We start from the raw sequence: 14,242 nt of genomic DNA on the forward strand, positions 1-14,242 counted from the left end.
TTTTATCCTTTACCGATTCACGGAGGCGCCATGACCGTACTTCGAAAATCCGACTTTCCATTGATCGATGTACGCCAGCACCTGGAGACCGGCCCCATCGTTCTAGTGACTTCGGCCTGGAAAGATGAAACCAACATCATGACTATGGGCTGGCACACGATGATGCAGTTCTCCCCTGCCCTGATCGGCTGCTACATCTGGAGCGGAAATCACAGCTTTGACCTGATCCGCAACAGCCAGCAGTGCGTGATCAATGTGCCGACCGTTGAGTTGGCCGACCAGGTGGTTGCGGTCGGCAACAGCAGCGGCGCCGCCATCGACAAGTTCGCCGAGTTCGCCCTTACCCCAGCGCCCGCCGCTCGAGTCAAGGCGCCGCTGATTAAAGAGTGCTACGCCAATTTCGAGTGCCAGTTGTTCGACGCGAAGCTGATCGGCGAGTACGGCCTGTTCATCTGGGAAGTGGTGAAAGCCCACGTCGCAAAGTCGGTGGAAAACCCGCGAACCCTGCACTACCGCGGCCGGGGACGGTTTATGGTCGCCGGCGAAACCCTGGATTTCCACGGGCAATTTCGGCCGCAGAACCTGTGATCTCCACGCCTGGGCTCACTTGCGATAGTGGCTCGGCGTAACCCCCACTTCCCGTTTGAACACCTGGGAAAAATGGCTTGGGCTGCTGTAACCCACGTCCAGGCCAATATCGATGATGCTGCGATCGGTTTCTAAAAGAAGCTGCCGGGCACGGGCCATTCTCAGGCGAATAAAAAACTGCGACGGCGAATGCCCGGTGGCTTTTTTGAATAGCCGGCTGAAGTGGAACTCACTCATGCCAGCGGCCTCGGCCAGGGTGCCAAGACTGAAATCCTTGCGCAGATTGCTTTCCATGTCCGTCAAAACCCGCCGCAGCTTGTACGCCGGCAAGGCATTGCGGTGGGCAATGTCGTCGGCCGAATCGTCCCTGTAGTCGCGAGCCAGGTGCACGGCCAGGCACTGCGCCAGTCCTTGCAGGAAAAGTGCGCTGCCCGTATGGTGCCCGGTCACTTCAGCGCGGAACTGCTCCAGCAGCATCGACAGTACAGGGTCCCGTCCACCCGACACCTCTCGCAACCTAACAGGCGCCGCTACGCCGAGCGTCTCGTGAATGGCTTTTTCCAGCAGCGCGATACCCAGATAGATATGCATGACCACGAATGGCGCTTCGCTGGTGACGTTCCAGCGCATCTCATAAGGCTCGGCCGAAGTGGTTAGAAAGAAGTCGCCGGTGGTTACCCTGCTGGTTTCCCATGCGCCGCCCAGGGTTCGTTCGTCTACCGTAGCCGTTCCGCCAATAACCCAGACCAGCAAAGGCTCCGCCACGGCGGGAACGATGAAGCTCGCTTCCTGGCGCTCGCGGTTGAATATCTGCACCAGCACGTCGCGCGCATCCAACTCATCAGACGCGGCGAGGCGCTCACCCCGAATGTAGTTTTCCAGGCCCTTAGGCGAGGTTCGTTCTGCGGTGTCCATGCGCATCAGCTTCCTTCGTTGACCGGCACACAAGCGAACCCAAAGGCCGCTAGCGTGAGGCCATTGTAGTTGCGAGCAGTTCCATGGATTTACCGTTCCAGGGCTGCCAAACGCATCCGCCCATAAGCGCTCACCCACTCGGCCATGTGTTTTTTACAGAGTCAAAAAAAGCCGGAATCTCCATTCCGGCTCTCTGATCAACGCTGCGGATACAACACCATTCCTGCGTGGTACAGCACGTTGTTGCGGAACTCGCCGTCGGCTGTAAAACCGGTGTCGTCGGCGTATTCGATATGGTCGCCTTCCAGCCAGTAGCGTCCTTGATAAGCGCTTTGCTGCTGTCCCCGCGCTTCGTCATAGCGCCCGCCGGGCAGCAATTCATGGCGAATACGGCCGTCGGCGGTCACCCACATGCCTACATATTTGTTCTGATCTGCGGATGGCTGGGCCATGAGCGTCTCCTCTGCATTGATGTTGAAATTGAAATACCCGCGCAGGTGCAAGCCTTACTGAATTTCTTCGCGCTGAATCGGCGTATCGGGCGAATCACAACGGCTCGACCACAGACGCTCCGTGGTGGCATAGACAATCAGCAACACCACCGGGAACGCTGCTCCCAGCACGCACAGCCCTTCCCAGCCGAGGTAGCGCCAACCGACGCTGGCCACTGCCGAGCCGATGGCCGCGCCAACAAAGTTGAGGCTGATAAACACCGCTGTAATTCGTGCGTTTGCCGTGGGGTCGAGTTTGTAGATCACCGCCTGATGGGTAATTTGCAGCCCCATCACGCCAACGTTTAGCGCCATGGCGGCGGCGATGATTATCCAGAGCCCCGCCGTGGCAACACTCAGCGCCGCCCAGGCGAACACCATTAGCGTTGCCAGGCCGATAGCCAGTGCATGGCTGTGGCCGCGATCGCTCAGGCGGCCCACCAAGCCAGGAATCAAGGCGCCGGCAACGCCTGTCAGGCCGATGAGGCCGATTTGCGAAGCGGGGAAATTGAGTGGTGCCTGCGACAGCAGAATCGGCAAGCCGGTCCACAGCATGCTGAAGCTGGCCATTCCCAGCGCGCCGTAAAGAGCGCGGCGACGAAGGGCTGAATGGGTTCGCGTGATGCGCCACAAGGAGAGCAGCAGCGGCCGATAACGCACCTTTTCCATTCTCCGTTGCGGCTCGGCCGGCAAGGTAATTCTCAGCAACATGAGCAGAATCAGCGCGGTACATCCGGCACTGGCAAAGACCATTCGCCAGCCTGCTGCATTGCCGACTCCGCCGGACACCAGCCATGACAGCGGAATCGCCAGCAGCGCGCCGGTCATCACAAAGCCAACCACCTGACCGCGCCGCTGCTCGGCAGCAATCGAGGCTACATAGGGCACGATCAGCATGGCGGCTGCCGCAGTGATACCGCACACCAGAACGGCTGCGCTGAACAGCAGAAAGCTCGGGCTGGCCGCCGCCATGAACAGGGCCAACGCGTTAAGCGCAAACATTCGGCTTAACAGCGCGCGCCGTTCAAGCACGTCGCCAAGCGGCACCACCAGCAAAATGCCCAGCGTGTAGCCGAGCTGGGCGCAACTTACCAGCAGGCCGGATGCGGCAACGGGAATGGCAAAGGAGGCGGCAACCAGGGAAAGGATCGGCTGCAGATAATAAAGATTGGCGATCATGGCTCCCGTAGCGATCGCGTAGAGCCACAACAACGGGCGGGACGGGGACGGTGAATCCATAAAAATTCTCCTCGGTGCGGACCGTTCAAACTGGGCGACTTGCGGCTAAGTAACGCCACGCACCCAGTGTTGCCCGCACCGCGCGGTCCCCGTTAAATCACTCCTGTCAGTTGTTTGCCTAATCCTGCCGCGCCCGCAACCTGGCGCCGCCACAGCACTTACGGGGTTGGAAAATCCGCACCACGGGCAACCGATTCCCAGGCGCTGAACTCGCGTGCCATGGTTGCGACCTTGTCCTGCGCAGCTTCATAGGCTTCGTTGCCCAGCAGCAGGCGTGCTGGCGGCGTTGCGCAGGTAACGGCGGCATAGATGGCCGCCGCTGCCCGGGCCGGATCACCCGCCTGTTTACCAACCGAGTCTTGATAGGCGCGCATGGCGGCGCCTGCGGTTGCCTGGTAATCCTCGGCCACGGCTTGCGCGGCGTCAGATGAACCGGCCCACTCCGTTCTGAACGCGCTGGGTTGAACGGTCATTACGGCAATACCCAGCGGCGTCACCTCGGCGCGCAGGCTTTCAGACAAGCCTTCGACGGCAAATTTCGTGGCGCAGTAATGGCCAACCGCTTCGAAGCCGACCAGACCGCCCACCGAAGTGAGGTTAACGATCATGCCGGCGCGCCGTTGGCGCATGCCTGGCAGCACTGCGCGAATCATGTTGGCCGTGCCGAAATAATTGACCTCGAACATTCGCCGTACCGCGTCATCGTCGCTGTCTTCCACCGAGGAAAAATAGCCGATACCGGCGTTGTTGATCAGCACGTCCACGCGCCCGAAGTGGCGCTCGGCGGCCTGCACAACCTGCTGCGCCTGTTCGGGATCGGTCACGTCCAGCGGCAGAATCAAGGCATCGCCCAGCGCTGCCAGCTCTTCAATCTGCTGCGTCCTTCTTGCCGTCACCACCACACGCTGGCTTTCGTTGAGCAACGCCGTGGCGATGTGTCGACCAAAGCCGGTGGAGCAACCTGTCACCAGCCACACTCTGTTGTCGTTCATTACAAAATTCCTCTTGATAGAGGCGGTGCAGCGCCATGCTGAACCGCATTCAAGATGGCCCGGTGGCGTATTACACCGAGCGTTTCACGTAGCGGCGCAGGTCCAGTTCGCCTTCGATGAGCTGGGGCAGATCCGCTGCAAATTGGCGCAAGTACGGCGTTTGAAAATGGCTGTCGATATCGGCGGCAGACCGCCAGTTTTCGTACATGCACCAGAGGTCGGGGTCTTCCATCGATTGGTGGGCGTCATAGGAAATACACCCCTCCTCCGCGCGTGACGGCGCCACCAGCGCCAACAAACGCTCACCCAACGCTTGCGACTTCCCGGCTTGGGCGCGCAGGTAGGCAATTACCGTGATGTGCTCAGTCATAGCGTTCTCTCCGTTGCGTGTTTGAACCGGGGTTCAGGCTACTGCTCTGATGCGCGCCGGGGGTATTCGATTTCTCCGACGTGTTTGCCTGATTCTGCCAGAGGTGATTGGCACTTCATGCCGAAATAATCGAACGTAATCGTCGAAATTAGTCGGCTATTCGCAATAGCTTGGCGATGACAAGATGACCTCACATCGGCGCTTCGTGGTGAGGCGCTGAACTCAAAAAGGATCTACCGTCATGTCCCACGCAGCTATCGCTTCTACCGCTCCACTGGCCTCTTCAAACACCTTCAACAGCAGCGCTTCGTTGCTTGGGCGCATCTTGCTAAGCGCCATTTTCATTCTGTCTGGCATTTCAAAAATCAGCGCCCCGGCCATGATGATTGGCTACATCGGTTCGGTCGGGCTGCCGTTTCCGGAACTGGCACTGGCCGCCGCCATCGCCGTGGAAATTCTCGGCGGCGCGGCGTTGATCGCCGGCTATCGCACCCGCCTTACCGCAGGCTTGCTGGCGGTGTTCAGTGTTGTCACCGCACTGATCTTTCACAGCGCTTTGGCTGACCAGAACCAGTTCATTCATTTCTTCAAAAACATCGCCATGGCTGGCGGCCTTTTGCAGGTTGTCGCCTTCGGTGCTGGTCGCTTCAGCCTGGATGCTCGTCGCCGCTAAACCCACCGCCGGCAGGTTCGCCTGCCGGCAAGGCCCTCACTTTTGGAAATGGAGTATTCAGATGAAAGCTATTCAAGTCGCCCAATACGGCCAGCCGGACGCCCTGCAACTTAAAGAGGTGGCAGACCTGAGCCCAAACGATGACCAAGTGCTGATCAATGTCGCGGGCAGCGGTATCAACCCGGTCGACTGGAAGATTCTTTCCGGCGCCATGAAGCAATTCATTCCCCTGCCGCTGCCCTACACGCCCGGCGTCGAAGTCTCGGGAACCGTTGCAGCCGTGGGTAAAAACGTCAGTGAATTCGCGGTTGGCGACACGGTGTTCGGCTTTATCGGCATTGTCGGCGGCTACGCCACGCAAGCCCTTTCCACGCCCGATCGACTCGCCCGCGTGCCGTCCACAGTGCCGCTGCAAGTGGCCGGTGGCATTCCGGCGGCGGCGCTCACCGCGTGGCAAGCCTTGCATGAACACGCCCTCGTTCAGCCTGGCCAGAAAGTGCTGGTCCACGGCGGTGCAGGCGGTGTCGGCAGCTTTGTTGTGCAACTGGCCAAGCTTGCCGGTGCGTTCGTGATTGCCACCAGCTCGCCGAAGAACCACGACTACCTTCGCTCGCTGGGCGCCGATGAAGTGATCGATTACAACGTTGAAGAATTCGAAGACAGCGTCGCGGATGTGGACGTGGTAATCGATCTGATCGGTGGCCAAACCCAGGCTCGCTCCTGGCGCGTAATCAAAGCCGGGGGCGTGCTGGTTTCGCCGGTGAGCACACCGGACGCCGGCAAAGCCCGCGAACATGGCGCGGCGGGCAAGCATTTCGCCACGCGTTCGGACGGTCGCCAACTGGCGCAGATTGCTGACCTGTTCAGCGCCGGCAAGCTTCATCTGGAGGCGCAAGTGGTGCCGCTCAGCGACGTAGTAAACGCGGTGAAACAGAGCTTGGCCGGGCACACGCGCGGAAAACTGGTACTGGATGTAAACCGCTGAAACTGCCGTCTACCAAGCGCAGCGCATAAGCCATATTCTCTGGCGCAGGACTTACAAAGGGAGGTAACCGATGTGAACGACCTGGACGCGGAAATTACCCGACGCCGAGCCGAGCTGGCCAATGCCATGCAACGCTTCGCCCCGGAATATGGTGTGTTTCAAACCGACATTGCGCCTCTTCATTTCATCCGCAGCGACAGCCCCACCGACACCATCCACACGGTGCACAAACCCGGTTTGTGCATCATCGCCCAGGGCCGCAAAGAGGTTCGGCTGTGGAACGAAAGCTACGTGTACGATCCACTGAATTACCTGGTCGTGTCGGTGACGCTGCCCTTGGCCGGGCAAGTGATTGAAGCGTCCCCCGAGCAACCGTATCTGTGCGTACGCCTGGATATCGACCCCGCCGAAATCGCCCAGCTGATCGCCGACGCCAGTCCCATCGGCGTGCCGGGGCGAGAAGCGAACCGCGGTTTATATCTGGACAAAATCGACACCTCGCTGCTCGACGCCATGCTGCGCCTGGTGCGCCTGCTCGATTCCCCGGCAGATATTCCCGCCTTGGCACCGCTGGCCCTGCGCGAGATTTTTTACCGCCTGCTTAAAGGCCAGCAGGGCCAGCGGCTGCACGAGATCGCCATCGCCGACAGCCAGACCCACCGCGTAACTCGCGCCATCGAGTGGCTGAACCGCAACTACCACAAGCCGCTGCTTATCGAGGAGCTGGCCAGCCTCGTCAACCTCAGCACCTCGACTCTGCATCACCGCTTCAAAGCTGTTACCGCCATGAGCCCGCTGCAATACCAGAAACAGCTGCGCCTGCACGAAGCGCGGCGGTTGATGATTGCCGAAGGCATGGACGTGTCGGCCGCAGGGTTCAAGGTGGGCTACGAAAGCCCGTCGCAGTTCAGCCGCGAATACAGCCGAATGTTTGGCGCACCGCCCAGCAAAGACATCGCCAAACTTCGCTCTATTGCTTAGTGGCGCGTCGCTAAGGCGCGGCTTTTTCCATGATTTCCAGCAGCGGCGCGTAGTCGGCGTGGCTGACCGGCATGATGCCGGACGCATGTTGCGAGGCAAGAAACGCGGCGAGCGCCTGCGGCTCGCTGAGCATGGCCGTGCGAATGCGCGCTTTTAACGGCGCGCACACGTTGGCGCTGAACACGTACGGGTCGTAAAAAATCGGTGCCGAACGCCACAGCACGCGCAGGGTGTCTTGTTTGATTTTGCCGCTGTTGAGGTACCCATCGGCCTGCACGCTGGACACAAACGCCGCGCCGACGCGCCCGTCGAGCAATGCGTCCAGCGATTTGTCATGGGCACCGGTGTACACCAGCGAGGCGAAATAACGGGACAGCGGCTGGCCGATTTCTGCGGCGAACTCGCCATTGGGAACAATGCCGCCGGAGGTGCTGGCCGGATCGCTCAAGGCCACTTTTTCACCACGTACGGCATTGACGTCTGCGGGGCCGTCGCGGCGAACCATCAGCAGTGACTGGTAATGGTGGCCGGCCGGCGTGAAAAAACCTTCGTTGATGGTGAGACTGGCGAACGGCTCGATTCGCGGCTCGCGCTGGTACGCCAGAATGTACGAGGCCGGGCCGAGCCAGGCGATATCCACGCCGCCAGAAACAATGGCATCCACCACGCTTTCATAGGAAGACGCCGCGACGATTTCCACCGGCATGTGCAAGGTGCTGGTGAGGCGTTGCAGCAACGGCTGAAACTCCACCATGAGCGCTTCCATACTTTTCTTCGGAATCACCGCCACGCGCAGGCTTTGTTGGCTGCACTGCGCGTTGGCGTCAGCGCTCAGTAACGCCGAAAGCAGCAGCGCTGCCAGTGCTGTTACGGCGCGCACGCGTTTTCCATGGCGCTAACGAACGGCGCATATTCGCGCAGCTTTTGCGCAGAGAGCGGTCGGCTGAAGTGGTAGCCCTGGGCGATGTCGCAGCCTGCCAGTTTGAGGCACACCACCTGATCCACGGTTTCGACGCCCTCGGCCACCACTTCCAACCCGAGGCGTTTGGCCAGAATGATGGTGGAGGAAACAATCGGACTGTCGTCGTAGCTGTTGGATAGCGGCGCAATCAGCGCGCGGTCGATTTTCAGCTTGCTCAGTGGCAGCGATTGCAGGTGGGCAAAGCCGGCGTAGCCTTGACCGAAGTCGTCCAGACTGACGCCAATGCCGTTGGCGCGCAGCCGGTGTAAATGCTCAATGGCGATGCCGTCCTGGTCGAGCACGGTGGTCTCGGTGATCTCCAACTCCAGGCGCGATTGGTCGATGCCGTGGCGCGCCAGCTTATTGAGCAGGCGCTCGCTGAAATCGACCTGGCGTAACTGAATGGCCGATACGTTCACCGCCAGCCGCGTGGTGATGCCCTGCCCTTGCCAGTCGGCCAGCTCTTCGCAGGCCAGGCGCAACACTTCCCAACCCAGCGCGACGATAAAACCACTGCGCTCGGCCAAGGCGATAAAGCGGTCCGGGTACACCAGACCAAACTCGGGATGCTCCCAGCGCACCAGCGCTTCATAAGCCACCACCGTCATCGAGTCCAGCCGCAGTAATGGCTGGTAATGCAGCACAAACTGCCGCTCGCTGAGGGCATGGCCGAACGCCTGCTCAAGGGTGAACTCCTCGATATCGGACACATTCAACGACGGGTCGAAAAACCTGAATTGCCCCCTGCCCGCGCGCTTGGCCGAATACATGGCCGCGTCGGCGTGGCGAATCAGACTGTCGACATCCTGCCCGTCGCGCGGGCAAATACTCACGCCCACGCTTGGGCTGGTGTTGAGTTCGTGCTCGTCCAGCGAATACACCGCCGTGAGTTTTGCCACCAGCGCGCGCACCCAGGCATTAATTTGCTCTTCCGTGCGCTCGCCAGCCAACAGCACCACAAACTCATCGCCACCAAAACGCGCTGCCTCATCGCCCGGTTCGAGCAAACGGCTGATGCGTCCGGCCACCGCCTGCAAGAGCAAATCGCCGGTTTTGTGGCCAAGGGAATCGTTGATCGACTTGAAGCGGTCCATGTCGATAAAACAGATCGCTAGCAGACGCCGCTTGCTGCGCTGCTCGGTCAGCACACGTTTGGCCACTTCGATAAAGCGCCGGCGGTTGTGCAGGCCACTGAGATGGTCGGTAGCGGCGGCATGACTGCTGCGTTTGTGTTCTTCCTCCAGGCGGCCAATCAATTCCTGGTTCACGGCTTGCGCTTGTTCCAGGGCGCTGAACGCTAATTGCCGGTTGTTCAGGGCGCGCAGCGTCCAAAGCAGGCCGCTGAGAATCAACAGGGTCATGCCCAGGTTCAGCCAGCGTTGACGGCCAAAGGCCAGTTGCGGCGAGGCCAGTATTTCATCGGTGCGCTCGCTGACCATCACGCTGAAACCACGGTCGGCGACGCGGCGGTACAGGCTTTGATACGCCTCGCCATTCAGGTAAACGCTGAGTTTGCCCACTTCGTCGGTACTGGCGTTCAACGTCGAATGCAGCGGCACGGCGGAAATCACCACCCCGCTGTTGTTGATGCGCAAACGCTCTTGCCCGTCGCTGTCGAGCAGGCTCATAAGCCCGCTGTTGCCCAGATTGATGTGCTGGAACAGTGTCGCCAGGTAGCCGATATCGAGCTGCACCAACAGCACGCCATCGAGCTTGCGTGTGGTGGCGTCGGCGAGCGGCAGCAGAAATGGCAGGCGCCAGTTAGGCAACGAGGAGGTCTGCTCGCGTTCGCTAAGCCGAGGCAAAAACGCTTTGAAGCCGTAGCGCGCGGTATGCGCCTGAAGTTGCTCGAGCCAGGCGGCCGGCAGCGCTTGCGCTTCATCGTTGTGGCTGGCGGACAACAGCTTGCCGCTGCTGTCGTAAAGGCTCATGCGCTTGAGCACCGGGTCTTCGGCCAACATGCGCACCAGCCCCTGATGGCTTTGCTCACGACTTTCCGGCGTGCTTTGCGTCACCCGGCCGATGGCCTGCGCGCGGTCGACCAGTTGCTGCAGATTTTGCGCAACGATGCTGGCGAGATTGAGATGCTCCGAGGCTTTCGCGGCCAAAGCCTCCTGCCGCGAAGCGGTTTTTTGCTGGAAATACAAACCCCACAGCAACACCAGCATCGCGACGCACAAGGTCAGCCACAGCACCTGCAAAAATCGGGGAGACGAGAAAAACTGACGGTTCACTGCACCATCATCCGGCCACGTTGAATGGCCAGCATACGACGCCCACATGACGGCACAATGACATCATTTGGGCGCAGACGGTTTACTCCGGCTGATCGACAGGTGGCGTATACGACGCGCTGATTTGCCGATGGCACGCCTGCAATATTTCGTCGGCCAACGACGAATCATCCGGGCAAGCGCGCGACAACACCACGGCGCCCACCAGCTGCGCCAACAGGCTGATCATTCTTTCGCGCACTTGATCGTCCGCCGCGTTGCCGTCGGCGATGTGCTTGTGCTGCAGCCCGCTGACCGCTTGCTCAATGCCCTCGGCAAACGTGGCTTTGATGTCGGCCGGTTGCCGCGCCGCGTCGCCGCACAGGGCCGACATGGTGCAACCGCTACCGGGCGAGTCACGGTGTTGGCGCGACAGGAACAGGTCGATAAAGCCGGCGAAGTCCAATTCTTTGCTGGAAGCGCGCGACTGGGCCAGGCTGCACGCAGCGGCCTCGGCCATCAGATCGGCCTTGGAACCGAAGTGTTTGTAAAACCCGCCCTGGGTGAAACCAGCCGCCGCCATCAGGTCGGCCACGCCGATGCCGTCGTAGCCGCGTTCGCGGAAAAGCACCGACGCCGTGTCGACGATGTGGGCTCGATTGGCCAGCGATTGGGCTTTTGTCACTTTCATAGCAAGCGCCTCTGTTTCGTTCACATACGCGGCGAATACTACTCTGATGTCGACCATAATCAAAACAGTTGACAGGTTAGATTATGCTCGACATCATAAAGCCGCCGCTTCGTTACTGCGTGTCGGCATGCCCTTACCTTTCACCGAATCGTGGACCAGAAATGAACGACAACACGCTGTTCGAACCCTACACCCTAGGCTCACTGACCCTCACTAACCGTGTCGTCATGGCGCCGCTGACGCGCAACCGCGCGGGCGTTGGCAATGTGCCCAGTGAATACGCCGCCGAGTACTACGCCCAGCGCGCATCGGCCGGGCTGCTGATTTCCGAAGCCACGCAGATTTCGCAACAAGGCCAGGGCTATCAAGACACCCCCGGCATCTACACCCAGGCCCAGATCGACGGCTGGAAAGCGGTTACCGCTGCGGTACACGCCAAAGGCGGGAAAATTTTCCTGCAGCTGTGGCACGTCGGCCGCGTTTCCCACGTCGACCTGCAAGAAAATGGCGCGGCGCCGGTAGCGCCGTCGGCCATTCGCGCCGCCACCAAGGTGTTCGTCAACAACGGTTTCCATGATGTCTCCGAGCCACGCGCCCTGGAAATCAGCGAGCTGCCAGGCATCGTCGAAGACTTCCGCAAAGCCGCTGCCAACGCCATTGCGGCTGGCTTTGATGGTGTGGAAATTCACGGCGCTAACGGCTACTTGCTCGATCAGTTCTTGCAAGACGGCGCGAATGTGCGCACCGACGCGTACGGCGGCTCTATCGAAAACCGTGCGCGGCTCGTGCTCGAAATCGCTGCGGCGGTGGTGAGCGAGATTGGCGCCGAGCGCACCGGCATTCGCATTTCCCCTGTCTCCCCGGCCAATGGCGTGTCCAGCAGCGACCCGCAAGGGCAGTTCGACTATCTGGTGGAAAAACTCAGCGCGCTCGGCCTCGTTTACCTGCACGTTGTAGAAGGCGCCACTGGCGGCCCGCGCAACGTGGCGCCGTTTGATTTCGACTCCCTGCGCAGTCGCTTCAGCGGCACCTACATTGGCAACAACGGCTACCACCTCGACCTGGCCAACGCGCGCCTTGCCGACAACCAGATCGACCTGGCGGCGTTTGGCCGTCCATTTATTGCCAACCCGGATCTTGTCGAGCGCCTGCAAGCCGATGCACCGCTGGCTGCACTCGATGCCGCCACGCTCTATGGCGGTGGTGCGAAAGGCTATACCGATTACCCAACGTACACCGCGTAAACCACCCTCTTCTCTTAAGGAATTACCGCCATGACCGCATTGAAATCTGTACTGATTACCGGCGCTTCGTCAGGCATTGGCGCCGTGTACGCCGAACGCTTCGCTGCCCGTGGCCACAACCTGGTTCTGGTGGCCCGCGACAAAGCCCGCCTCGACACCCTGGCTGCAAAACTGCGTGACGCGCACGGTATTGCCGTAGACGTACTGCCCGCCGACCTGACCGAACTGCGCGACATCGAAGCCGTAGAAGCGCGCCTGCGTGAAGACGCCAACATCGGCATTCTGGTTAACAACGCCGGCGCCGCGCAGTCTGGCGGGTTTATCCAGCAAAGCACCGAAAGCGTCGCCCGCCTGGTGGCGCTGAACACCACCGCCCTGGTGCGCCTGGCCAGTGCCATCGCTCCGCGTCTGGTGGCGGCCGGTGAAGGCTCAATCATCAACATTGGTTCGGTCGTGGGCCTGGCCCCTGAACTGAACATGACCGTGTACGGCGCCACCAAGGCATTCGTGCAGTTCTTGTCGCAAGGCTTGACCCTGGAACTGGGGCCAAAAGGCGTCTACGTGCAGGCCGTGTTGCCAGCCGCCACCCGCACCGAAATCTGGGACCGTGCCGGCATCGACATCAATCAACTGCCGGAAATCATGGAAGTTGGTGACATGGTCGACGCCGCGCTGCTGGGCTTCGACCGCCGCGAAAACGTGACCATTCCGCCTCTGCAAGACGCTGCCTACTGGGACACCTTGCAAGGCGCGCGTCAGGCGTTTCTTGGCAACCTGAAGCAATCCACCGTCGCCCCACGCTATCGCAACGAAGCGTAATCGCTGGCCCGCCGCGCCTTGTTCAGGGTGCGGCGCGCCCTTCCCCGCTCGTAGCGTTCGCTTGCGAACCGAGGCACGGTCACCGTGACAATTCATATTTCCCCTACCCGTGGTCCTGATGCGCAGTTTGCCACCGCCATCAATCGCACCATTACCGTGGCCGGCACGCCCATCGCCTACCGCACCATCGGCGAAGAAAACGCCATGCCGCTGGTGATGCTCAACCACTGGGGCGCGGTGCTCGACAACTTCGACCCGCGCATAGTCGATGGCCTGGCACAAACGCGCCGGGTCTTCGCCACCGATTACCCCGGCATCGGCGGCTCTGGCGGCACGGCCCGATTGACCGTCGAGGAAATGGCCGACGATGCCATCGCCTTGATTCGCGCGCTGGGTTTTAGCCAAGTCGACTTGCTCGGCTTTTCCCTTGGTGGTTTTGTCGCCCAGGCCGTCGTGCTCAAAGCGCCTGAACTGGTGCGCAAACTGATTCTGACCGGCACTGGGCCTGCCGGTGGACTAGGCATCGACCGCGTGTGGTCCATGTCATGGCCGCTGATGATCAAAGGTCTGCTGACCTTACGCGACCCCAAGTTTTACTTGTTCTTCACCTCCAGCACGCAAGGCAAACAGGCAGCCAAAGCCTTCCTGAAACGTCTGAAAGAACGCAAACACCAGCGCGATAAAGCGCCGTCGCCGGCTGCGTTTATGCGCCAACTGAAAGCGATTCAGGCCTGGGGCAAACAGCCGCCACACGACCTGAGCCCTATCAAAAGCCCAACCCTGATCGCCAACGGCGACAACGACATCATGGTGCCGTCGCTGAACTCGGCCGACCTGGCGCGGCGCATCCCCAATGCCCAGTTGGTCATTTACGACGATGCCGGGCATGGCGGGATATTTCAGAATCACCAAGATTTCGTAGAACGGGCGGCGATGTTTTTAGAGGATTGAGCCGGAATGGCCGCCACTCTTTCAAAAAACACACCCCCCCACCTGTAGGAGCGGCTTTAGCCGCGATTGGCCGGCCCTGCGACCGCTAAACCGAGCCCGAACGCATCATTATCGTTTCCAGGAATCGCG

At 60.5% G+C, this 14,242-nt stretch carries 15 protein-coding genes; 7 read left to right on the top strand and 8 right to left on the bottom strand.

What is annotated here, in order from left to right; genetic code table 11:
• The first annotated feature begins 30 nt into the window (after positions 1 to 30).
• Positions 31 to 588, top strand: a complete 558-nt coding sequence (locus tag AC0IW7_RS13320; RefSeq protein WP_471818586.1) for a flavin reductase family protein — start codon at positions 31 to 33, stop codon at positions 586 to 588.
• A 15-nt stretch (positions 589 to 603) separates the two neighbouring features.
• On the opposite strand, the gene AC0IW7_RS13325 is transcribed toward AC0IW7_RS13320, so the two are convergent.
• The 5 genes from AC0IW7_RS13325 to AC0IW7_RS13345 form a co-directional block, all read right to left on the bottom strand.
• Positions 604 to 1,503, bottom strand: coding sequence for a helix-turn-helix domain-containing protein (locus AC0IW7_RS13325; protein ID WP_471818698.1), 900 nt, complete (start codon positions 1,501 to 1,503; stop codon positions 604 to 606).
• 197 nt (positions 1,504 to 1,700) lie between these two features.
• On the bottom strand, positions 1,701 to 1,955 hold the full coding sequence (locus tag AC0IW7_RS13330; RefSeq protein WP_122496072.1) for an Atu4866 domain-containing protein: 255 nt from the start codon (positions 1,953 to 1,955) through the stop codon (positions 1,701 to 1,703).
• A gap of 54 nt (positions 1,956 to 2,009) precedes the next feature.
• Positions 2,010 to 3,233 (bottom strand): MFS transporter, encoded by a 1,224-nt coding sequence (locus AC0IW7_RS13335; RefSeq protein WP_471818588.1) that lies wholly within the window; start codon positions 3,231 to 3,233, stop codon positions 2,010 to 2,012.
• A 158-nt stretch (positions 3,234 to 3,391) separates the two neighbouring features.
• The gene (locus AC0IW7_RS13340) at positions 3,392 to 4,225 is read right to left on the bottom strand and encodes an oxidoreductase (RefSeq protein ID WP_471818589.1); all 834 of its coding nucleotides are present in this window, start codon (positions 4,223 to 4,225) and stop codon (positions 3,392 to 3,394) included.
• Between the two features lie 70 nt (positions 4,226 to 4,295).
• A complete protein-coding gene (locus tag AC0IW7_RS13345; protein ID WP_122496066.1) occupies positions 4,296 to 4,595 on the bottom strand; it encodes a putative quinol monooxygenase in 300 nt (99 codons plus the stop codon).
• Positions 4,596 to 4,836: 241 nt separating this feature from the next.
• Between AC0IW7_RS13345 and AC0IW7_RS13350 the strand changes: the two genes are divergently transcribed.
• The 3 genes from AC0IW7_RS13350 (at position 4,837) to AC0IW7_RS13360 (ending at position 7,234) form a co-directional block, all read left to right on the top strand.
• Positions 4,837 to 5,268, top strand: coding sequence for a DoxX family protein (locus AC0IW7_RS13350; protein ID WP_471818591.1), 432 nt, complete (start codon positions 4,837 to 4,839; stop codon positions 5,266 to 5,268).
• Positions 5,269 to 5,329: 61 nt separating this feature from the next.
• Positions 5,330 to 6,253: an NADP-dependent oxidoreductase gene (locus AC0IW7_RS13355; protein ID WP_471818593.1), complete on the top strand. Its 924-nt coding sequence runs from the start codon at positions 5,330 to 5,332 to the stop codon at positions 6,251 to 6,253.
• A gap of 126 nt (positions 6,254 to 6,379) precedes the next feature.
• On the top strand, positions 6,380 to 7,234 hold the full coding sequence (locus AC0IW7_RS13360; protein WP_471818700.1) for an AraC family transcriptional regulator: 855 nt from the start codon (positions 6,380 to 6,382) through the stop codon (positions 7,232 to 7,234).
• A 10-nt stretch (positions 7,235 to 7,244) separates the two neighbouring features.
• Here AC0IW7_RS13360 and AC0IW7_RS13365 read toward each other — a convergent pair whose 3' ends face one another.
• From AC0IW7_RS13365 to AC0IW7_RS13375, 3 genes are all read right to left on the bottom strand, one after another.
• Entirely contained in the window at positions 7,245 to 8,114 is an 870-nt protein-coding gene (locus AC0IW7_RS13365) for a phosphate/phosphite/phosphonate ABC transporter substrate-binding protein (RefSeq protein ID WP_471818595.1), read from the bottom strand.
• Entirely contained in the window at positions 8,102 to 10,363 is a 2,262-nt protein-coding gene (locus AC0IW7_RS13370) for a putative bifunctional diguanylate cyclase/phosphodiesterase (protein WP_471818702.1), read from the bottom strand. Before AC0IW7_RS13370 ends, AC0IW7_RS13365 begins: the two co-directional genes overlap by 13 nt.
• Before the next feature lie 148 nt (positions 10,364 to 10,511).
• Positions 10,512 to 11,099: a TetR/AcrR family transcriptional regulator gene (locus AC0IW7_RS13375; protein WP_471818597.1), complete on the bottom strand. Its 588-nt coding sequence runs from the start codon at positions 11,097 to 11,099 to the stop codon at positions 10,512 to 10,514.
• Positions 11,100 to 11,260: 161 nt separating this feature from the next.
• Here AC0IW7_RS13375 and AC0IW7_RS13380 point away from each other — a divergent pair, with 161 nt between their 5' ends.
• The 3 genes from AC0IW7_RS13380 (at position 11,261) to AC0IW7_RS13390 (ending at position 14,113) form a co-directional block, all read left to right on the top strand.
• Positions 11,261 to 12,343, top strand: a complete 1,083-nt coding sequence (locus AC0IW7_RS13380; protein WP_471818599.1) for an alkene reductase — start codon at positions 11,261 to 11,263, stop codon at positions 12,341 to 12,343.
• A gap of 30 nt (positions 12,344 to 12,373) precedes the next feature.
• Positions 12,374 to 13,162: an SDR family NAD(P)-dependent oxidoreductase gene (locus AC0IW7_RS13385; RefSeq protein ID WP_471818601.1), complete on the top strand. Its 789-nt coding sequence runs from the start codon at positions 12,374 to 12,376 to the stop codon at positions 13,160 to 13,162.
• Between the two features lie 138 nt (positions 13,163 to 13,300).
• Positions 13,301 to 14,113, top strand: a complete 813-nt coding sequence (locus AC0IW7_RS13390; protein WP_471818704.1) for an alpha/beta fold hydrolase — start codon at positions 13,301 to 13,303, stop codon at positions 14,111 to 14,113.
• Positions 14,114 to 14,242: the final 129 nt, after the last annotated feature.

This window comes from Pseudomonas sp. AC229 (assembly GCF_979254655.1).